The sequence below is a fragment of the Alkalicoccobacillus plakortidis genome (assembly GCF_023703085.1).
Lineage (GTDB): Bacteria > Bacillota > Bacilli > Bacillales > Bacillaceae_D > Alkalicoccobacillus > Alkalicoccobacillus plakortidis.
Genome location: NZ_JAMQJY010000001.1, coordinates 2,125,982 through 2,144,325, shown reverse-complemented (window position 1 = coordinate 2,144,325; position 18,344 = coordinate 2,125,982). Strand labels below are relative to the sequence as shown.

Here is an 18,344-nt window from a genome sequence, read left to right as displayed (position 1 = left end):
TGGGCAGTCCTTTTTTTGTGCTAAACTAATGATGAAAGAGGTGAGCACGATGAATATTTCTGCAGAGCATGTAGTGAAAAATATGGAAGAACAGCTTAACTTACTAAAGCAGGCAATCAAGCAACAAGATCAACAAGCCATTCGAGAGTACACATCGGTGATAGAAGGATATTGTCGATTACTAAAAGTTAGTCCAACTCACGTATCTACAGCTTCGTTGCCAACAAACTCCGAAAAACCTACTGTCCCAACAACATCTACCCCAATCGTTCAAGAAGAAAAAGAGAAACCAGGTAGCCTCTTTGATTTTTAATTGACTTTATTCCCACTATGAATCATCTATCCTAAAGCTAGCGGACGAAATTTACGGACCGACATCTGCGGGATAAACAGACTTATTGAATTGAATTGGCAAAGCCAGTTTAGTTCAAAGTCTGTCCGCGGTAGCCTCAACTTTCGAAAGCGAAATCGAAACAGCTATTATAGAACAACCACTACTATTTTTTCTTTTATCAATCCCTCATGTCATCGGATCTTACACACAAAATAATCTTTGTGTGTAATCCACAATATTTATATGAAAACGTTGTATTGTTAGAATATTGCTAAGATAAATTTTAATCACGTAAAATAAGAGTAGTAACAGTGAAGGATGAGGTGTTCTGGATGGACGCTTTGAGCAGAGACTTTTTCTTATTTTTGTCTAAAAATCGTGGATTAAATTTTATGGCTAAAAGGTGGGGCAAATCAATTGCCACCGGAAACATTATTGGAGGAATTGATTTTGATTCATCCATTAAGCACATTCAACAATTGAATAAAAATGGCATTCAAGTAACCGTGGATCATTTAGGTGAGTTTGTGATGGATGAACAAGTTGCGCGTGAACGTACACAGGAATGTATACGTACGATTGAAACGATTGCAGCAAAGAATCTTCAAACACAAGTGTCGGTCAAACTTACTTCTCTTGGACTGGATATTGATATGAATCTAGTACGAGAGAATATGCACGAGATTATGAAAGTTGCTTCTGCCCATAACATCTTAGTCACAATTGATATGGAGAATGAGTCAAGATGTGAAGCGACGCTTGAGCTTTTTCGAGAATTAAAGCAGCAATATGAACAAATTGGTACGGTGATTCAAGCATATTTGTACCGTTCAGAGGCAGATTTGCAAGATTTAAATGAACTGCAGCCATTTATCCGCTTAGTCAAAGGTGCGTATAAGGAATCTGCTCAAGTCGCTCATACAGAGAAAGAAGATATTCGTGAAAATTTCAAAAAGCTCATCCGTAAGCAGCTTGAAGGTGGCAACTATACAGCGATTGCGACTCATGATGATGAGATGGTTGAATTCACTAAGCAATTGGTGAAGGAAGACGGAATTGCAAAGGATCAATTTGAATTCCAAATGCTCTATGGGATGCGTACAAAAACACAGCAGGTCCTAAAGAATGAAGGGTACAATGTACGAATTTATATGCCTTACGGGGATGATTGGTACGGGTACTTCATGAGAAGGTTAGCAGAAAAGCCTTCTAATATTAGTTTTGCATTAAAGGGATTAACCAAAAAATAAGCTAAGGGGACGATAAAATGACTACACCTTATAGACATGAGCCATTTACAGATTTCAGTGTAAAAGAAAACCAGCAAGCATTTGAGAAAGCTCTTAAAACCGTAAACAAGGAATGGCTTGGAAAAGATTATCCGCTTGTTATTAATGGGGAGCGAATTATTACAGAAGACAAGATTGTTTCTTACAATCCCGCTAAAAAAGACGAAGTGATCGGAAGTGTATCAAAAGCAACAAAAGAGTTAGCAGAGAAGGCGATTGAGTCTGCAGCTACAGCTTTTGAATCATGGAGATATACAAAAGCGGAAGAGCGTGCAAATATTTTATTCCGTGCAGCGGCGATTGTTCGTCGTCAGAAGCATGAGTTCTCGGCGTTGCTTGTGAAGGAAGCGGGTAAACCTTGGAAGGAAGCAGATGCTGATACAGCGGAAGCAATCGATTTCTTGGAGTATTATGCAAGACAGATGATTGAACTTGCAAATGGAAAACCAATTACTAGCCGTGAAGGGGAATACAATCAATATATCTACACGCCAACTGGTGTAACGGTGTCTATTCCACCTTGGAACTTCTTATTTGCGATCATGGCAGGTATTACAGTAGCTCCTCTTGTAACGGGGAACACGGTTGTTCTAAAGCCAGCTAGTGCAACTCCTATCATTGCCGCTCGTTTTGTTGAGGTTTTAGAGGAGGCAGGCGTGCCAAACGGAGTGATTAACTTTGTTCCTGGTAGTGGATCTGAGGTAGGGGACACACTTGTTGATCATCCGAAAACAAGTATTATTACTTTTACTGGGTCACGTGAAGTTGGAACGCGTATTTTTGAACGCGCGGCCGTTGTACATCCTGGACAGCAGCATCTAAAGCAAGTGATTGCTGAAATGGGTGGCAAGGACACTGTAGTTGTAGATAAAGACGGAGATGTTGAGCTTGCGGCTCAGTCTATTTTCGCATCAGCATTTGGATTTGCAGGTCAAAAGTGCTCGGCAGGATCAAGAGCGGTAGTACATGCAGACGTGTATGATGAAGTGTTAAAACGAGTGATTGAGATTACAGAGGAACAAACAACAGGAAATCCTGAGAAACACTCAACGTATATGGGTCCTGTCATTGATGCTGCTTCTTATGAAAAAATCATGGGTTACATTGAAATTGGCAAAGACGAGGGTCGTTTAGTCAGTGGAGGAACGGGTGATGACTCCAAAGGTTTCTTTATCCAACCAACGATCTTTGCTGATGTTGATCCTGAAGCACGTATCATGCAGGAAGAAATTTTTGGACCAGTCCTTGCATTCTCTAAGGTCTCAAGCTTTGATGAGGCGCTTCAGGTGGCAAATAATACGGAATATGGTTTAACAGGAGCTGTTATTACGAACAATCGTGCTCACATTGAACGTGCTAAGCAAGAATTCCATGTAGGAAATCTATACTTTAATCGTAATTGCACAGGTGCTATTGTTGGTTATCATCCATTTGGAGGGTTCAAAATGTCTGGGACCGATTCAAAAGCAGGTGGGCCAGATTACCTAACTTTGCACATGAATGCAAAAACAGTGAGTGAAACATACTAAATACGGGTATACATGATGGGGCGGTTTTTATTCCGCCTCATTTTTTGTTACACTAGTTGGGAATTTTGTATTGGAGGGGTTATGTGAACGGATATTTAACTGGATCGATTGTTGTGTATATGGTGGCGATGCTATTGATTGGCTATTATGCCTATAAGCGTACGTCATCGCACTCAGATTACATGCTGGGTGGAAGAGGATTAACACCAGGTGTTGCGGCACTTAGTGCAGGGGCGTCAGACATGAGTGGTTGGCTGCTTATGGGACTGCCGGGTGCAATATTCGATGAAGGATTTCGTGCAGCTTGGATTGCGATTGGACTATCGTTAGGTGCCTACTTAAATTGGTTATATGTGGCGCCACGCTTGCGAACTTTTACAGAGGTTGCGAATAACTCGATTACCATCCCTGGTTATTTTGAGAATCGCTTTGGTGATCGAACGAGAGTATTACGGATTTTTTCAAGTCTTGTCATTTTAATCTTTTTTACCTTTTATATTGCTTCAGGTATGGTTGCTGGTGGAGTACTATTTGAAAATGTACTCAATATGAACTATACAACAGGTATTTTAGTATTAGTTGGTGTCACGCTTGTCTATACGCTAGTTGGAGGATTTTTGGCTGTTAGCTGGACAGATGTTGTGCAAGGTATGATTATGATGGTTGCCTTGGTTCTTGTACCAATTGTGACTCTGATTACATTAGGAGGACCAACTGAGGCAGTAAGTGAAGTTCGTGCAATTGATCCCAGTATGTTAAATTTATTTACCGGTATGAGTGCAATAGGTATTATCTCATTTCTTGGATGGGGATTAGGCTATTTCGGTCAGCCGCATATTATTGTTCGCTTTATGGCTTTGACTACGTCTAAAGGAGCTAAAAAAGCACGGCACATTGGGATGAGCTGGATGATTATTTCACTATTAGGCGCAGTTTTCACTGGAATGATTGGCCTTGCTTATTATGCACAGCAAGGGATGGAAATTGCCGATCCAGAAACAATTTTTATTCAATTAGGAAATATTTTATTCCATCCAATTATTACTGGATTTATTCTTGCGGCACTTTTAGCTGCGGTTATGAGTACCGTTTCGTCACAACTATTAGTGACATCTAGTTCGTTGACAGACGACTTGTACAAAACCTTTTTCCGACGCCAAGCTTCGGAAAAAGAGCTGGTGGCAGTAGGAAGAATAGCGGTATTTATCATTACAGCTTTTGCGCTAAGTATTGCGTGGGTGCAACCAAGCTCCATTTTAGACATGGTAAGTTATGCTTGGGTTGGATTTGGTGCATCATTTGGCCCTGTTGTACTACTTAGCCTATTCTGGCGCAGAATGAATACATGGGGAGCATTGGCAGGTATCATATCAGGGGCGGTCGTTGTTGTCATTTGGTCTCAATTTGATTTTTCAAGCAGAATTGGATTATCGGAAAATCTGTATGAGCTGATCCCTGGTTTTATTGTCAGTGTCATCATGATTTATGCAGTGAGTTTGTTAACCGCAGCACCGACTTCAAAAACAGTTGAGCAATTTGATGAAGTAAAAAGACTTTCGTAAACCGTGTAAAACCCTCAAGTGATTCTTGGGGGTTTTGCTGTGCTAATCTCTATACAACTAGTCATAATACAAGTATGATAGGGGTAAAAACGGTGCAGGAGGATGTTGGGTATGGACAAGCCTCTAAAACAGCTTGAATCTTTATCTGAGATTGGAGAAATTATTGATTGTACGAGTAGGGAACTAAAGCGACCAGTTATTCTTGAAAGTGCAGATTTTTCATTAGCCGCTTATCATTCCTACCATATACACCAATTCGATCTAGCTAATCAACAGACGATATTCTCGAAAAAATGTCCACAACACATATATGATAAGTTCTTAGAGTGCGGAATCATCGAAAAGTTACAAGAGAGTGAAGAGCGTTTTACTGTAGGACAGATTGAAGAAATAGGTCTTAACGCTAGGATTGTCAAAACGATTCGATACAAAGGAGAAATCCAAGGATACATATGGATTCAGGAGCATCAGCAGGCATTAACAGACACGGAGCTGCAATTTTTTGAAGCGTCCGTTAATCATCTTGCACAAATTATGTATGAGAGCCATGTTCTTAAGCTCGCAAAAAGTGAAACAGCAGACCGAGTGTATCAAGCGGCACTTGGTAACACCATCTCATCAAAACAAAAATTGCAGGAACTAGCGCAGCAAGAAGGCATTCCTTATACACGACATCTTGTTGTCACAGTGATATCACAAGCAAAAGAAGCACCACTTCCTAAAAGGGCAGAGGCACTACGTAAAATAGCTTTGCCGAATAGCTATGTGTTAACGCATAAAGGTCAAATTATTGTATTAACAGGTGAGTATCCGACCCCTTTTACCATTAGAAGTATGCTCAAAGCTCTAAGGCACGAGGTCAGTGACGAGGAATATGCCGAGATGTGGATGGGTATTAGCCGCTCTTGTTTAAATTTAGGTGAACTAGCCAGGGGTTATCAAGAATCGCTACAGGTTATTAACGTTGCAGAGATGCTTGGGGATCAACCTATGGACCGCAGAGAATTTTTGCAGCTTGGCATGTTTAGGTATTTGGAGACGTTTTCTCACATTCAAGTAGAAACAGGTTATCAAAATCCAGATCTTCTAATTCTTGAACGAAAAGACGCAGTCAGCCAAACAGAATTTATTAAAACAATTGAACTCTATTTAATTAATAATTGCCGAGTAAAAGCAGCTTCAGAACAGCTGTTTATCCACCCGAATACCTTGTCGTACCGTCTGAAACAAATTCAAGAGCTGACTGCTATCCGCTTTGATAACTTTAATCTTAAATGTCAGCTCCTCATTGATATTATGGTCTTAAAAAAGCTACGCCGTGATCAAAACTAGCTATCGCAACCATTCAACTAAAACAGCGTAGTCAAGTGACTCTGTATCTTCAACATAGTTAGGAAGAATGGAGATCGGGTTTAAGCCTTGCTTAAGCATAAATGTTAAGACCTGATCTTTAAGTGTTTCCATTTGAACTGATTGCACATACTCTTGTACTGACAGTTCTTCGGCGTGGTGATGGTAGCCTGGAATGCGACATGCCGCGATAAATCGCTTTAGTTTAAAGTCGCGTACCGTTTGTTTACGTGCTTCATATAAAGCTTGAGCGACCCCTTGTCCACGCATACTGGGCCTGACACAAAGGTCAATTCCATATAAGCTATCGCCACTTGGCTTATGACTGCGCCGGATAAATCCCAAGTCAGAGATTTCATCCCAAGTGTGGTCCTTGCCATCATAATCTACAAGGAGTGAGGTGGCAGATCCAGCAGCAACTCCGTTCACCTCGGCTAGTAATGCACCCTCGGGAAACGTATCGACATGGCTTTGAATGTGCGCTTCTTGCCACCAAAGCTCTGAAGGGAATGGTGGAGGAAACGCTTCTTTTTGTATTTGTAATAAGGCCTGATAATCAGCTAGTGTATAAGGGCGCACGGTCACGTTATTCATATGTATGTAAACACCTCCATTCTTCTATACTAATAGAAATGAGGATTCGATGACAGTTTCGCGTTATGAATTATTGCCTATAGAAGGTATGATACTCTATTAGAAAGAAACGATGTAAGAGAAGAGAGGAAGTTGTACATATGGTTAAATTATTCTTGTTAATCGGAAGCATCGTAATGGCTCTAGGAGTAGGTATTGGGGCATTTGGTGCTCATGGATTAGAACCTAGAATCTCAGAACGTATGATGAAAAATTACCAAACAGGTGTGCAATACCACATGATTCACGGCCTCGGCATAATAGCTGTTGCCCTAGCAGGTATGAAGATGACATCCTCATCGTTATTAACAGGAGCAGGATGGGCCTTCCTTATTGGAATCATCTTCTTTTCCGGTAGCCTCTACGTCATGGCTCTAACAGGCATTACAAAACTCGGTGCCATCACACCAATCGGAGGCCTAGCATTTATCATAGGCTGGATCCTACTAGGCACATTTGCCGTGAGGTCCTTATAAGGAAGAGGCAAAAGATCAGGCCTCACATAAAAAACAAAACGACGAACGGTCCAGTTGTATGGATTTTTCGTCGTTTGTTTTGTTCGGACACTATATTGTCTTGTAGGTGAAACAGAGAAATGCAATAACTGCAAGACACCATGCAAATGAATATTAAAAATGGAGTAGAGAAGGAAGTCGATTTTGACATGGAGCCTCTACAGGCATATGTACAAACTAGACTTGATAAACGATATTAAAGATCTCGCTTTTCTAATCTAAGGTAATAATGCTCGTCTCATCACGTTAGATAATGGATAATCTAGTGTGTTTTCTTGTATTATTCATTATGTTTTTAAAAGTATTTTCTTGCTTTATTTGGAATGTGGAGTTTGTGGTTGTTTTAACATATTAGATTACACACCAAATACTAACTTTGATTTAGATAACTAAACAAACACATCAGTAACAATCTGTTAAAAGTTTAGACGCTCGTACTAGCGGACGGGATGGGCAGGCCGACTCCGGTGGGATTTACGGGCAGGGTTGAAATGAAACGGCGTAGCCGATTTAGTTCAACGCCCGCCCACGGAAAGCGTGCCGCCCATCCTGGTAGCGGTGAGATTGCAGAATCTCCATACGCTAATCAATTCCAAAAATCAAAAAGACTAACGTCCCTATTGAAAGGATCGTTAGTCTTCTCTTTTAATATCAAATTTTTTTATCTGTTTATCGTGGCGAATAAGTACCGATATCCGAAGAGTCTTGCTGTCCGAATGGATATGAATACGTAATCGGTTCATCAAATGTCACCCAATCCAAATTAACCATTAACAAAAGATAACTCTCCCCCGTCTCCGGGTTGCTAACAATAATATGATCACGTCCAAGCTTCCTCAAGCCGCCCGCGGAACACACGAGCACCCCACTCATCATTGCCTTCAAACGTTTGATGAACAATCACATTCTTCCCGCGATTTAACCGAAGAATATTTTCGATAAACGATTGCTCAATAGGCAGAGAGGAGCCCCCTTCTGCAGGTGTAGCACCAGCCTGAGCTTGCTGTGCAAATCCAGGAGTCTGATAGTTCTGAGCCGAGAAGTAAGGTGCTGGCTGTCCTTGCCCTTGACCTTGCTGAGGCTGTTGACGGTAATACTGATCATAATAACCATTCGCTTGATAATTATAATTCCAAGGCTGCTGATACACGTTAGCTCACTCCTTTTTTGATTAGAACGTATTATAAACTTCTGTACAATCTTCTTGTGTTGGAATATAAAAGCAGTGCGACTTATACCTTCCTGAATTCACCTGGCCATACCAAGTCGCAGGACAATCTCCTCCAGGTCGAAAAAACCACAAGGCATTATCTGCTGGATAAAACCGCTCACCGTTAATTAATCGCCTAGCCAAACGTTTGTCACGTTCACGAGCACGTTGATAGAAATAACCTTTTTGAACAGCTTCAAACCCACCAGGAGATTGAAAGGCTACTTGCGGAATGGTATTTACGTTTGAAAAATCTAAACACCGAACTCTTGCGCGGTTCACCATTACATTTCCGGCCATCAGCATACCTTGTTCCCCTTCACCCTCTGCCTCTGCCCTCATTAGTCGAGCCAACACATCAATATCGCTTGAAGACGCTTTTATAACGGCCATCGTACACCTCCGTTTAACTTCGTATTACCCAATCACCATCCCTTTAACTGTATGAATCCAACAGATCGAATATGTACATCTGCAAAAAATACTTGCACATTTTTTATATACACTGTTATACTGTATATAAAGATATACACACATAAACAGTAGGAGGGTATATAGTGAGTGAGAAACAGCAAGTGAAAGAGCTGATGATGTTTGAGTTGAGGAATATGAAATTGCAAAATGGTTTTCTGTTTATTTTATTTATGTTTTTTTCAATCATTATAATAAGTTCAGTCTTAATTGAACCGGGAACAAAGTGGGTTATGGATTTTTTAATCTTGCCAATCAGTTTGTTTCTTCATATAGGCGTTAGAAGTAAACCATTTTATCTTTCGTTCGTAAAAGGCGATTTGTACGTTGCCCCGATTCAGGTCTTACTTAAGGTGATGCCTTTCTCAATGAATACAATCATTAAAGCGAGATTGATTTTATTTTTAGTCATTAATGTTATTGTTCAAACGACCATCATGCTTATCGTATATTTTTTAGCACCAAGTGATTTTAAAGAACTTATTTCATTACCTGCATGGTTATTTGTTTGGAATGTCCTGACAATTGTAATAGCGTGTGTGAGTGTGATGGGAGAGGCGGGAGCAAGATACTCTAAAAAGTATCTATGGATTTTTAATACGCTCTCTTTCTTAGTATTTGTAACGGTTGTATGGGCTTTTAATCAATTTATTGGACCAGGCATTGTCTCTGAGATATTTTATTATACGGTGTTTCATCCCGTCATTGCCTCATCCATAGCATTAGTTATCTTAATTATTACGATTGTTTTGACTGTCTATTATATGAAACACTACATGCGCAAGGCTGATTACCATGTGTAAGCAAAAGGAGGTAGCCGAATGAAGCTTCCTATACAGCTTGATGAATCAAGCCGTTCTCCGATTTATCATCAGATTGAAGAACAAATTAAGGCGTTAATTGTTTCGGGGCATTTGGAGCAGGGTTCAAGTCTTCCTTCTATTAGAGTATTGTCGAAGGATCTTGCCTGTAGTGTGATAACAACAAAGCGTGCATACCACAATCTTGAAGAGAAGGGATTGATCCGAACCTTGCAGGGAAAAGGGACGTTTGTTGCAGATATTGATACAGGAGCGAGGCAGTTAGCAAAAGTAGAGACAGTGGAGCGAGGACTAATGCATGCGATCCATACGGGTAGACAACATAATTATTCGGATGCGGATCTAGTTAAGCTCTTTAAAGAATTACTAAAAAAATAGGAGGGGCACATGAAACCATTAACATTATCACACGTACAAAAGAACATTGGGTCGCAACAGATTCTTCAAATAGAGTCGATGGATATCGAGCCTGGAAGCATTCATGTATTTGTCGGCAATAATGGATCAGGAAAAACGACGCTGTTTCATCTGATTGCAGGTATGATTCGTACGGATTCTGGAACAATTAATCGGTTTAATGGGTTAGAGCCTGAAGAACGATGGAAACAAAAGCTTTCCTATATGCCACAAGAGTTAGGACCTCACTCGTATTTTTCATTAAAAGAGATCGCTCGTCTTGAAATGGCAGCATATACAAATTGGGACGAAAAATTGTTCAACAGACTCGTATCTGAGTTTGAACTGCCTCTTAAGAAAAAGCTCGATACATTCTCTGTTGGTATGAAAAAGAAGGCGATGACAGCCCTTGCCCTTGCACGCCCCTCCAAGCTACTCGTAATGGATGAACCTTTAGCTGGGGTTGATATTAGTGGCCAGGAGCAGTTAAAAAAAGAGTGGATCACCTATTTAGAGCAGGATGAGCAGCGTACGATTTTATTTTCAACACACACACCTAGTGAGGTTGGTGAAATGGCTGATTACATTCATTTTCTAAAAAAAGGAGCATTAGATGGTCCTTTTGAAAAAGACCAGCTTACTGAACAATATGCGTATATGTGGGTGGAACATGCGCCCGGTCTGGCAAGTATTCCAGGAGTGAAAAAAGTCCAAACAACAGGTAAAACATCCATGCTATTATCTGAGGATCGTGAATTAACAGAACAAATGCTTACTGATCAGCGCTATGAGATCCAACAAATTCAAGCTGTAGGTATCGCGGACATTTTACGAACAAAATTGGAAGAATAATAAGGAGTTGAGCGTATGAGTTTATCCATTGATCATGTAACAAAACGATTTGGTCAGTTTAATGCAGTAAGCGACTTAACGATTCAAGTACCAAAAGGTGAAATGTTTGGCATGCTTGGAGCTAACGGAGCGGGAAAAACCACAACTTTTAGAATGATGCTTGGTCTGTTAGAGCCTTCTGAAGGGAAAATTACGTGGGATCAAAAAAAGATTGATTATAGTCGCACAAGCATCATTGGCTATCTACCTGAGGAACGAGGTTTATATCCAAAGCTAACAGTAAGAGAACAACTGCTGTATCTAGGACGCCTAAAGGGCATGAAAAAAGCAGAGATCATAAGCTCCATGAAAGACTGGCTTGAGAAGTTTAAGGTGCCGGAATATGAGACAAAAAAGATCGAAGAATTGTCTAAAGGGAATCAACAAAAAATTCAATTTATCGCTGCTGTGTTGCATCGTCCAGAGCTAATTATTTTAGATGAACCTTTTAGCGGCCTGGATCCTCTAAATGTTGATTTGCTAAAAAAAGCAGTGAATGAGTTAAAAAATGAAGGGGCAACCATTGTCTTTTCTAGTCACCGGATGGAGCATGTGGAAGAGTTGTGTGAGCACTTATGTATCATGCATAAAGGTAGTCCTGTTGTTCATGGCAAGCTGAAAGAAATCAAACAAGACTTTGGCAAGAAAAATGTGGTCATACGTGCTGATTATTCTCTGGATTTCCTTAAAGATCAACCGGGTGTAACGAAGTACGAATCGAACCCAAATGGAGCGCGTATTCAAGTTGAGGGAATGGAGATTGCCAAAACATTGTTTGCTCTTATAACAGAAAAAGGCTTTGTGGAACGATTTGAAGTAGAAGAACCAAGCTTACACGATATTTTTGTCGAGAAGGTGGGTACCACTTATGAATAATTTTTGGACAGTGACCTTACACACATTATCCAATCGCTTAAAGACAAAGGCGTTTATTATTACGACACTTATTACGATCGTTTTTATTGCTGGTGCCATTAATATTGATCGAATCTTTGATGCATTCTCAGGCGGAGATGAAGGACCACAAACGATCGTAGTTGTTGGAGATCAAGAGGATGTGACCGACGTTGTTGTAGCAGAGCTTTCGGGGTCAGAGGACTATGAAGCAACAAATGAGTCAACACTTGTTGGAGAACCAAGCTGACATATTAGAGGAAGCCGGTACTGATTATGTGTTAAGCCTGTCATCCGAGGAAGAGACGGGACAACTTTCAGCATTGCTTTATGCGGAGGATGTGAGTTCATCAGTCGCAAATGATGTTGAAACAACCGTGCAAAGAGTAAAAGAGTCACTTGCAACACTAGAGCTTGGGCTTGATGAAGCAGAGCTTGCAGACATTTATGCTCCAATTTCCTTTGATACGGAATCAGCAGCTTCATCATTAACTCCTGATCGAACAGAAGAAGAAACCTTTCAAGCTCAAGCAATCGTGTATGTTCTTCTTTTGTCATCTATATTTCAGTTATTATGTATGGAACCATGATTGCTACAGAAGTTGCCACAGAGAAATCATCTCGCGTAATGGAGATCTTGGTCTCAAGTGTTCACCCGATTGTTCAAATGTTCGGAAAGATTATCGGGATTGCTTGGAGTGGCGCTACTTCAAGTTCTCTCGATTGTAATTGGAGTTGGACTAGGATTTCTGATTAGAGGTTCTTCAGAGCAAGCTAGCTTTATTACCGAGTTTCTTGGATCAAGTTTACCTTATGATTTACTTATTTATGCGTTTATCTTTTTAGCACTTGGTTTCTTGTTATATGGAAGTATTGCGGCGATGCTAGGATCACTTGTAAGTCGTGTAGAAGACGTAAACACACTAATCCAACCGTTAATTTACATGGTCATGATTGCATTTTTTATTGCGATTTATGGGTTAAGTAATCCCGATTCAATCGTTGTAACAGTTTCTTCATGGATTCCGTTCTTCTCACCAATCATCATGTTCCTTCGCTTCGGACTACTCGCTATACCAGTCTGGGAAGTCGTGCTATCATTTGGCGTGATGATTGCCTCTATCGTAGTATTTAGTATCTTTGCAGCTAATGTCTACAAAGGCGGAGTAATCATGTATGGTAGTGGTTCATTGTTTAAAGGGATTAAAGCAGCGTTATCGCTTTCAAAAAAATAAACAAGAACATTAAAAAAGCATTTTGAGAACGGTGGACAAGTGTGGTACGATGATTCTGTTGTGCAAAGGGTAGGAGGTGAATAGGTGTGATTGAATTATTACTTGAAATGATGATGTTGTGGGCCGTTGTCCTGATCGGCTTATATATGCTGGCTGCGTTCTCAAATATGAACCTTGCCTTTAGTAATTATAAGGTGAAATGGAATCAACAGAAAGAGATGCGTGTTCAAGCATATCTGTATCTTGTATCACCACCTATTCGCCCGAAGTCGGTCACCTATCGTCCAAAGAAACCGTCTATTAATGATCAATATGCTTCTGATGATGAGGCTCCATCCCTTGTGGCAGCAGCTTATTAAGTCAATTGCGTATATACAACAAGGAGGAGTCTTAATTTTGAAGAAGTCACATTTGATTATGTTAACAATGGTGCTGTTGATGATTGTTCTATCAGCATGTTCACCTATGGAGCAAGCACCAATTACAGCTGAAACCGAGGGATTCTGGAGTCATTTCTTCGTATATCCAATGTCTTGGTTAATTACAACCGTTGCTGTTTTCTTTAATGATAACTACGGTTTGTCTATTATCATTACAACGATTTTGATTCGTTGTGTCCTATTACCACTAGTTCTGAAGCAGCAAAAAAGTACACGAAAAATGCAACTACTTCGTCCTGAAATGCAAGAAATTCAAGAACGAATGAAAAAGAAAAAGGGCGATCCAAAAGCTCAGCAAGAAGTTCAAAAGGAAATGATGGGACTTTATCAAAAGCACGGCGTTAACCCATTGGCTGGGTGTTTGCCAATTCTTGTTCAATTCCCAATCATTATGGCGTTCTATTTTGCGATTATCCGTACAGAAGAAATTAGAGCCCATGAATTTCTCTGGTTTAACCTAGGTCAGCCAGACTACATTCTGCCCGTTGTAGCGGCCATTACAACATTTGTTCAGTTGAAAATGTCTATGAGTCAAATGCAGGCAATGCCGACTGTTGAAGGTATGCCTAATCCGATGAGTATCTTAATGTATATTATGCCTGTCATGATTATTATTGCTGGTGTAACATTACCTTCTGCTCTTTCTCTGTACTGGGTTATCGGAAATATCTTCATGATTATCCAAACGTATTTTGTAGTCATTCGTCCAAACCTGACATTGGCTGAATTAGAAAAATAAGAAGTAAGAAGCGAGCCTCCGAGGCTCGCTTCTTTTTTTATGTTGGAGAGGAGGAGGGGAAGTGGGGGTCTTTACCAAGAGGGATTTTTGATTCACCAAGAGAAAGGCAGTTTTGGCAAGAGGAATCAATGGTTGATCAAGAGAGATGGGGGTTTTAGTCAGAGGTGGAGGGTGATAGCAAGAAAGCACGGGGTTTTAGTCAGAGGTAGAGGTGGATACAAAGAAAGATAGGTGCTTTATTCAGACGGAGGAAGAGACACCAAGAAAGAACAACTCGTTACCAAGCCGGAAATCCATTACCAAGAGCACACCGGGAACATCAAGAGGAAGCATGCGTTAGCAAGCGCCAGAGAGTGAGATAAGCAAGGTCAAAAGACATAAGGAATAAAAATGAGGCATTTTTAAAGTCCTTTTGAATGTGTGGGTCTTTACCAAGAGGGATTTTTGATGCACCAAGAGAAAGGCAGTCTTGGCAAGAGGAATCAATAGTTGATAAAGAGAGATGGAGGTTATAGTCAGAGGTAGAGGTGGATACTAAAAAAGAAGGGGGGGTTAGTCAGAGGTAGAGGTGGATAGCAAGAAAGAACGGGGTTTTATTCAGAAGTAGAGGCCGAAATCAAGAAAGATGGAGGTTTTATTCAGAAGCAGAGGTTGAGATCAAGAAAGGTGAAGGTTTTACTCAGAAGTAGGAGGTTAATTCAAGAAAGATTAGAGCTTTACTCAGAGTCATGGCGCGTAATCAAGAAAGAAATGGCTCACCAAGAGCAATCCCAATCCAACTTCATCCATCAAAAAAAATGGACAACGGGTTATGTCGTCCATTTCTTATCATTACACGTGTAAATAGCGTGATAGCTGTTCTTTTTTTAGTAGGGTTCCAACATAAAATGAACCAAACTCTCCGTAACGTGCTGATACTTCGTCAAAACGCATTTCGTATACTAGCTTTTTAAACTGAAGGACATCATCAGCAAATAGCGTTACGCCCCATTCCCAATCATCAAATCCGATAGAGCCTGAAATAATCTGTTTTACTTTTCCGGCATAGCTGCGTCCAATCATCCCGTGACTGCGCATAAGTGAACGACGCTCGTCCATATCAAGCATATACCAGTTATCCTGACCGTCTCGGCGTTTATCCATTGGATAGAAGCACACATATGGCGCATCAGTAAGTGTAGGGTAAAGTCTTGAACGAACATGTGGGTTTTGATAAGGATCTTCGTTGCTTTCAGCTGCAAGATAATTACTTAGCTCAACCACTGATACATAAGAGTAAGAGGGGACTGTAAACTCAGCAAATCTTGTTTTATTAAATGCATTTTCTAGTTCATTTAGTTCTTGCATCGTAGGACGCATTAGCATCAACATAATATCTGCTTTTTGTCCTAAAATGGAGTAGATTGTGTGCGTACCTGATTCTGTTGAGATGGCATCCTCCCAATTAGAAAGCAGGGTATGCAATTCATTTATAATTTGTTCTCTTTCCTCGCTTGCTACTTGTTTCCATGAAGCCCAATCGATTTTGCGGAAATCATGTAGTACATACCATCCATCTAAAGTCTTTGCTGCTTCGTTCATTTTCTTATAAACCTCCTAAGTCAAATCACTCTGTTTTTGACCAATCCTACTTTACATTATCATATTTCCAATTGTGAATACATCTTTTAGAGAGCTTAGCTCATAAAAAGGCGTTTTTTTGTGAAAAATAAATGTAAGCGATGTCCATCAAATACAGCGTGAATGTAAGCGTATTCTTATCATCACTTTTTTTAATTGCAAAAATGACAACTTTGTGTATGCCTGTTCCCTTTTGCGAAAAACAGGGGTATCCTAAGGGTATACAGGGTATGAATAAAGTAAAGGGGGGTTTGGCATGAGCGATTTGTTTACTCAAATTAAAGAACAGGTCCAACAACATCAGCCAACCATTGTTTTTCCAGAAGGTACGGATGAAAGAATTTTAAAAGCAGCTGTCAAATTGGCAGAAGAGCGTATTGTGAAACCAATTCTAATTGGTGCTCCAGAAGCGATTAACGAAGTAGCAAATAAAGAGGGAATTCAACTTTCTTCAGAAATCACTATATACAATCCAGCAGACTATGCGGAATTTGATGCGATGGTCGAAGCTTTTGTTGGACGTCGTAAAGGAAAAGAAACCGAAGAAAGCGCACGTAAGATCCTTCTTGATGTGAACTACTTTGGTACAATGCTTGTTTATATGGATAAAGCAGAAGGTCTAGTTAGTGGTGCAGCTCATTCAACTGGCGACACTGTAAGACCAGCTTTTCAGATTATTAAAACGTTGCCAGGAATCAAACGTACTTCTGGTGTGTTTGTGATGGTAAAAGAAGATCAGAAATTTGTCTTTGGTGATTGCGCGATTAACATCGCACCAAATGCAGAAGAGCTTTCTGAAATTGCGATTGCAACGGCAGAAACAGCTAAACTATTTGATATAGATCCAAAAGTAGCTATGCTTAGCTTCTCAACACTTGGATCTGCGTCTTCTCAAGAAACGCAAAAAGTATCAGAAGCAACAAAAATTGCCCAAGCAGCTCGTCCGGATCTAGTGATTGACGGTGAATTCCAATTTGACGCAGCATTTGTTCCAGCTGTTGCACAAAAGAAAGCACCTAATTCACCACTTCAAGGACAAGCAAATGTATTCATTTTCCCAAGTCTTGAGTCAGGTAACTTAGGTTATAAAATTGCTCAGCGTCTTGGTGGATACGATGCAATTGGCCCGATCTTGCAAGGTTTAAACAAACCAGTGAACGATCTATCACGCGGATGTGACGCAGACGATGTCTTTAAGCTTAGCTTAATCACAGCGATGCAAGCCATCAAACAACGTGTAACAGTTTAATATGGTAAGAAGCAGAAACGCAGCGAATTCCGCTGCGTTTTTTTGTGTTGGGGCGAGGGGGGAGTCGCGGGTAAGGAAGGCACGCATGAGAGTACAGAAACCGCACGCAAGAAGGGCCCACCCATCCTCCCCACAAAAAAGAGGCGGAATCATATCCAGCCTCTTCCCATGCTATTTAATTAGGTGCAAGGCAACGGTCGTGGCGCTGCGTCACTCGTATAAGCTGCTGTTCAAATTGGTTTTGTTCTTCTTCACTTGCTTCAGATGGTGAGAGCTCAGCGCCTAGTTGTTTCATGGCATTTGTTGCTAGCTGTAAGACACCATCTACTGTTAATTGCTCACCTAATAGTTCTTCGAGTGAGGCCATTGTTTCAGGTCGTATGATTGGAACTTCGTATCGAGCTTCGCCATCGCGAAGGGCTACTTCGTAAAACCTTCGAATAACCTCAGCTCGCTCTGAGCCGCTACCTGTTACACAGAGGTAAATTTGTACAGCTACGCCACCTCTTGTACGGCGTTGTGAGATCCCGGCGAATTTTCTACCGTTTATGCTCAGGTCATAGCTTCCTGGACAATAGGAGCCAACAATTTCACGTGCTTCAATTTGATCTTTATGACTAGGGAACATCGTCCGAATGAGTTCGACCATTAGATCATAACCCGCATTAATGGACCAACCCTTCATCTCTTTAAAGATAAGGGAAAGATTCAGCACTCCTTCGTCCAACATGACAGCAAGTCCTCCTGAATTTCGAACAATCGCTCGATAGTCAGGGACTAGGAAATCAAGTCCTTCCTGTATAAAAGGCAACCGAGAATCCTGAGTTCCGAGCACAACTGTTTGATGGTGGACCCAGGCTCTAAGTGCAGCTGTTTCAGATTCACCAACGGATTGGCATAACATATCGTCAAAGGCAAATGACTGGAGAGCGGCGTATTCTGTTCCGCGGTTAGAATGGTTAAAATAACGCCATGTTTTGGCGAATTTTTGATTTTTCTTTTCGAAATTCATCTTGTTTCTCCTTGTGTCAAATATAATAATACAAGTATACCATGATCAATCTTACGGTGGCTTCCATAGAAGGAGTTATGATTTTCCATTGCATTACTCTTTATGGTTGAGATACAATTGTGAACATGTCTAAGCTGAAAACTGAATATATACA

General features: G+C 40.6%; 22 protein-coding genes and 1 pseudogene. 17 read left to right on the top strand and 6 right to left on the bottom strand.

Annotated elements, in window-relative coordinates; all coding sequences use genetic code 11:
* Positions 1 to 49 precede the first annotated feature (49 nt).
* From NDM98_RS11340 to NDM98_RS11320, 5 genes are all read left to right on the top strand, one after another.
* Positions 50 to 313 carry a DUF5327 family protein gene (locus NDM98_RS11340; RefSeq protein WP_251607595.1) on the top strand — a complete coding sequence of 88 codons (264 nt, stop codon included), beginning with the start codon at positions 50 to 52 and terminating at the stop codon, positions 311 to 313.
* 353 nt (positions 314 to 666) lie between these two features.
* Entirely contained in the window at positions 667 to 1,584 is a 918-nt protein-coding gene (locus tag NDM98_RS11335) for a proline dehydrogenase family protein (RefSeq protein ID WP_251607593.1), read from the top strand.
* A gap of 17 nt (positions 1,585 to 1,601) precedes the next feature.
* Positions 1,602 to 3,152 carry an L-glutamate gamma-semialdehyde dehydrogenase gene (gene pruA / locus NDM98_RS11330; RefSeq protein WP_251607591.1) on the top strand — a complete coding sequence of 517 codons (1,551 nt, stop codon included), beginning with the start codon at positions 1,602 to 1,604 and terminating at the stop codon, positions 3,150 to 3,152.
* Positions 3,153 to 3,235: 83 nt separating this feature from the next.
* Positions 3,236 to 4,714 carry a sodium/proline symporter PutP gene (putP, locus tag NDM98_RS11325; RefSeq protein ID WP_308807710.1) on the top strand — a complete coding sequence of 493 codons (1,479 nt, stop codon included), beginning with the start codon at positions 3,236 to 3,238 and terminating at the stop codon, positions 4,712 to 4,714.
* Positions 4,715 to 4,825: 111 nt separating this feature from the next.
* Complete coding sequence (locus NDM98_RS11320) at positions 4,826 to 6,046, top strand: PucR family transcriptional regulator (protein ID WP_251607587.1); 1,221 nt, start codon at positions 4,826 to 4,828, stop codon at positions 6,044 to 6,046.
* Here NDM98_RS11320 and NDM98_RS11315 read toward each other — a convergent pair whose 3' ends face one another.
* A complete protein-coding gene (locus tag NDM98_RS11315) occupies positions 6,047 to 6,658 on the bottom strand; it encodes a GNAT family N-acetyltransferase (protein ID WP_251607584.1) in 612 nt (203 codons plus the stop codon).
* Between the two features lie 140 nt (positions 6,659 to 6,798).
* Here NDM98_RS11315 and NDM98_RS11310 point away from each other — a divergent pair, with 140 nt between their 5' ends.
* Complete coding sequence (locus NDM98_RS11310; protein ID WP_251607582.1) at positions 6,799 to 7,173, top strand: DUF423 domain-containing protein; 375 nt, start codon at positions 6,799 to 6,801, stop codon at positions 7,171 to 7,173.
* Positions 7,174 to 7,995: 822 nt separating this feature from the next.
* Here NDM98_RS11310 and NDM98_RS24660 read toward each other — a convergent pair.
* The 3 genes and pseudogenes from NDM98_RS24660 to NDM98_RS11300 all read right to left on the bottom strand — a co-directional run.
* Positions 7,996 to 8,052: pseudogene (locus tag NDM98_RS24660) on the bottom strand (hypothetical protein); the annotation flags it as partial.
* Positions 8,033 to 8,362, bottom strand: coding sequence for a spore coat protein GerQ (locus NDM98_RS11305; protein ID WP_373370375.1), 330 nt, complete (start codon positions 8,360 to 8,362; stop codon positions 8,033 to 8,035). The gene NDM98_RS11305 and the pseudogene NDM98_RS24660, both read right to left, overlap by 20 nt.
* A 21-nt stretch (positions 8,363 to 8,383) precedes the next feature.
* On the bottom strand, positions 8,384 to 8,815 hold the full coding sequence (locus NDM98_RS11300; RefSeq protein ID WP_251607580.1) for a cell wall hydrolase: 432 nt from the start codon (positions 8,813 to 8,815) through the stop codon (positions 8,384 to 8,386).
* Between the two features lie 164 nt (positions 8,816 to 8,979).
* Here NDM98_RS11300 and NDM98_RS11295 point away from each other — a divergent pair, with 164 nt between their 5' ends.
* From NDM98_RS11295 to yidC, 10 genes are all read left to right on the top strand, one after another.
* Entirely contained in the window at positions 8,980 to 9,696 is a 717-nt protein-coding gene (locus NDM98_RS11295; protein WP_251607578.1) for a hypothetical protein, read from the top strand.
* An 18-nt stretch (positions 9,697 to 9,714) separates the two neighbouring features.
* Complete coding sequence (locus NDM98_RS11290) at positions 9,715 to 10,092, top strand: GntR family transcriptional regulator (RefSeq protein ID WP_251607576.1); 378 nt, start codon at positions 9,715 to 9,717, stop codon at positions 10,090 to 10,092.
* A gap of 9 nt (positions 10,093 to 10,101) precedes the next feature.
* The gene (locus tag NDM98_RS11285) at positions 10,102 to 10,962 is read left to right on the top strand and encodes an ATP-binding cassette domain-containing protein (protein WP_251607575.1); all 861 of its coding nucleotides are present in this window, start codon (positions 10,102 to 10,104) and stop codon (positions 10,960 to 10,962) included.
* 15 nt (positions 10,963 to 10,977) lie between these two features.
* The gene (locus tag NDM98_RS11280) at positions 10,978 to 11,877 is read left to right on the top strand and encodes an ABC transporter ATP-binding protein (protein WP_251607573.1); all 900 of its coding nucleotides are present in this window, start codon (positions 10,978 to 10,980) and stop codon (positions 11,875 to 11,877) included.
* Positions 11,870 to 12,145 carry a hypothetical protein gene (locus NDM98_RS11275; RefSeq protein WP_251607571.1) on the top strand — a complete coding sequence of 92 codons (276 nt, stop codon included), beginning with the start codon at positions 11,870 to 11,872 and terminating at the stop codon, positions 12,143 to 12,145. Before NDM98_RS11280 ends, NDM98_RS11275 begins: the two co-directional genes overlap by 8 nt.
* Positions 12,102 to 12,485, top strand: coding sequence for an ABC transporter permease family protein (locus NDM98_RS11270; RefSeq protein WP_251607569.1), 384 nt, complete (start codon positions 12,102 to 12,104; stop codon positions 12,483 to 12,485). Before NDM98_RS11275 ends, NDM98_RS11270 begins: the two co-directional genes overlap by 44 nt.
* The gene (locus tag NDM98_RS24655; RefSeq protein ID WP_373370374.1) at positions 12,470 to 12,652 is read left to right on the top strand and encodes an ABC transporter permease; all 183 of its coding nucleotides are present in this window, start codon (positions 12,470 to 12,472) and stop codon (positions 12,650 to 12,652) included. Before NDM98_RS11270 ends, NDM98_RS24655 begins: the two co-directional genes overlap by 16 nt.
* Entirely contained in the window at positions 12,594 to 13,130 is a 537-nt protein-coding gene (locus NDM98_RS11265) for an ABC transporter permease (RefSeq protein WP_251607566.1), read from the top strand. Before NDM98_RS24655 ends, NDM98_RS11265 begins: the two co-directional genes overlap by 59 nt.
* Before the next feature lie 86 nt (positions 13,131 to 13,216).
* Positions 13,217 to 13,489 carry a hypothetical protein gene (locus tag NDM98_RS11260; protein ID WP_251607564.1) on the top strand — a complete coding sequence of 91 codons (273 nt, stop codon included), beginning with the start codon at positions 13,217 to 13,219 and terminating at the stop codon, positions 13,487 to 13,489.
* A gap of 37 nt (positions 13,490 to 13,526) precedes the next feature.
* Positions 13,527 to 14,309 (top strand): membrane protein insertase YidC, encoded by a 783-nt coding sequence (yidC, locus tag NDM98_RS11255; RefSeq protein WP_251607562.1) that lies wholly within the window; start codon positions 13,527 to 13,529, stop codon positions 14,307 to 14,309.
* Positions 14,310 to 15,140: 831 nt separating this feature from the next.
* Here the strand turns inward: yidC and hemQ are convergent.
* Entirely contained in the window at positions 15,141 to 15,890 is a 750-nt protein-coding gene (gene hemQ / locus NDM98_RS11250; RefSeq protein WP_251607560.1) for a hydrogen peroxide-dependent heme synthase, read from the bottom strand.
* A gap of 295 nt (positions 15,891 to 16,185) precedes the next feature.
* On the opposite strand from hemQ, the gene pta reads away from it, so the two are divergent.
* Positions 16,186 to 17,178, top strand: a complete 993-nt coding sequence (gene pta, locus NDM98_RS11245) for a phosphate acetyltransferase (RefSeq protein WP_251607558.1) — start codon at positions 16,186 to 16,188, stop codon at positions 17,176 to 17,178.
* A 175-nt stretch (positions 17,179 to 17,353) separates the two neighbouring features.
* Here the strand turns inward: pta and NDM98_RS11240 are convergent, their stop codons facing one another.
* Complete coding sequence (locus NDM98_RS11240) at positions 17,354 to 18,190, bottom strand: lipoate--protein ligase family protein (RefSeq protein ID WP_251607556.1); 837 nt, start codon at positions 18,188 to 18,190, stop codon at positions 17,354 to 17,356.
* Between the last annotated feature and the right edge of the window lie 154 nt (positions 18,191 to 18,344).

Excerpts from the sequence above, each read along its gene's own strand:
- NDM98_RS11340 (WP_251607595.1), top strand. The coding sequence starts at position 50 with ATGAATATTTCTGCAGAGCATGTAGTGAAAAATATGGAAGAACAGCTT.
- NDM98_RS11335 (WP_251607593.1), top strand. The coding sequence starts at position 667 with ATGGACGCTTTGAGCAGAGACTTTTTCTTATTTTTGTCTAAAAATCGT.
- pruA (WP_251607591.1), top strand. The coding sequence starts at position 1,602 with ATGACTACACCTTATAGACATGAGCCATTTACAGATTTCAGTGTAAAA.
- NDM98_RS11320 (WP_251607587.1), top strand. The coding sequence starts at position 4,826 with ATGGACAAGCCTCTAAAACAGCTTGAATCTTTATCTGAGATTGGAGAA.
- NDM98_RS11315 (WP_251607584.1), bottom strand. The coding sequence starts at position 6,658 with ATGAATAACGTGACCGTGCGCCCTTATACACTAGCTGATTATCAGGCC.
- NDM98_RS11310 (WP_251607582.1), top strand. The coding sequence starts at position 6,799 with ATGGTTAAATTATTCTTGTTAATCGGAAGCATCGTAATGGCTCTAGGA.
- NDM98_RS11300 (WP_251607580.1), bottom strand. The coding sequence starts at position 8,815 with ATGGCCGTTATAAAAGCGTCTTCAAGCGATATTGATGTGTTGGCTCGA.
- NDM98_RS11290 (WP_251607576.1), top strand. The coding sequence starts at position 9,715 with ATGAAGCTTCCTATACAGCTTGATGAATCAAGCCGTTCTCCGATTTAT.
- NDM98_RS11285 (WP_251607575.1), top strand. The coding sequence starts at position 10,102 with ATGAAACCATTAACATTATCACACGTACAAAAGAACATTGGGTCGCAA.
- NDM98_RS11280 (WP_251607573.1), top strand. The coding sequence starts at position 10,978 with ATGAGTTTATCCATTGATCATGTAACAAAACGATTTGGTCAGTTTAAT.
- NDM98_RS11275 (WP_251607571.1), top strand. The coding sequence starts at position 11,870 with ATGAATAATTTTTGGACAGTGACCTTACACACATTATCCAATCGCTTA.
- NDM98_RS11270 (WP_251607569.1), top strand. The coding sequence starts at position 12,102 with ATGAAGCAACAAATGAGTCAACACTTGTTGGAGAACCAAGCTGACATA.
- NDM98_RS24655 (WP_373370374.1), top strand. The coding sequence starts at position 12,470 with ATGTATGGAACCATGATTGCTACAGAAGTTGCCACAGAGAAATCATCT.
- hemQ (WP_251607560.1), bottom strand. The coding sequence starts at position 15,890 with ATGAACGAAGCAGCAAAGACTTTAGATGGATGGTATGTACTACATGAT.
- pta (WP_251607558.1), top strand. The coding sequence starts at position 16,186 with ATGAGCGATTTGTTTACTCAAATTAAAGAACAGGTCCAACAACATCAG.
- NDM98_RS11240 (WP_251607556.1), bottom strand. The coding sequence starts at position 18,190 with ATGAATTTCGAAAAGAAAAATCAAAAATTCGCCAAAACATGGCGTTAT.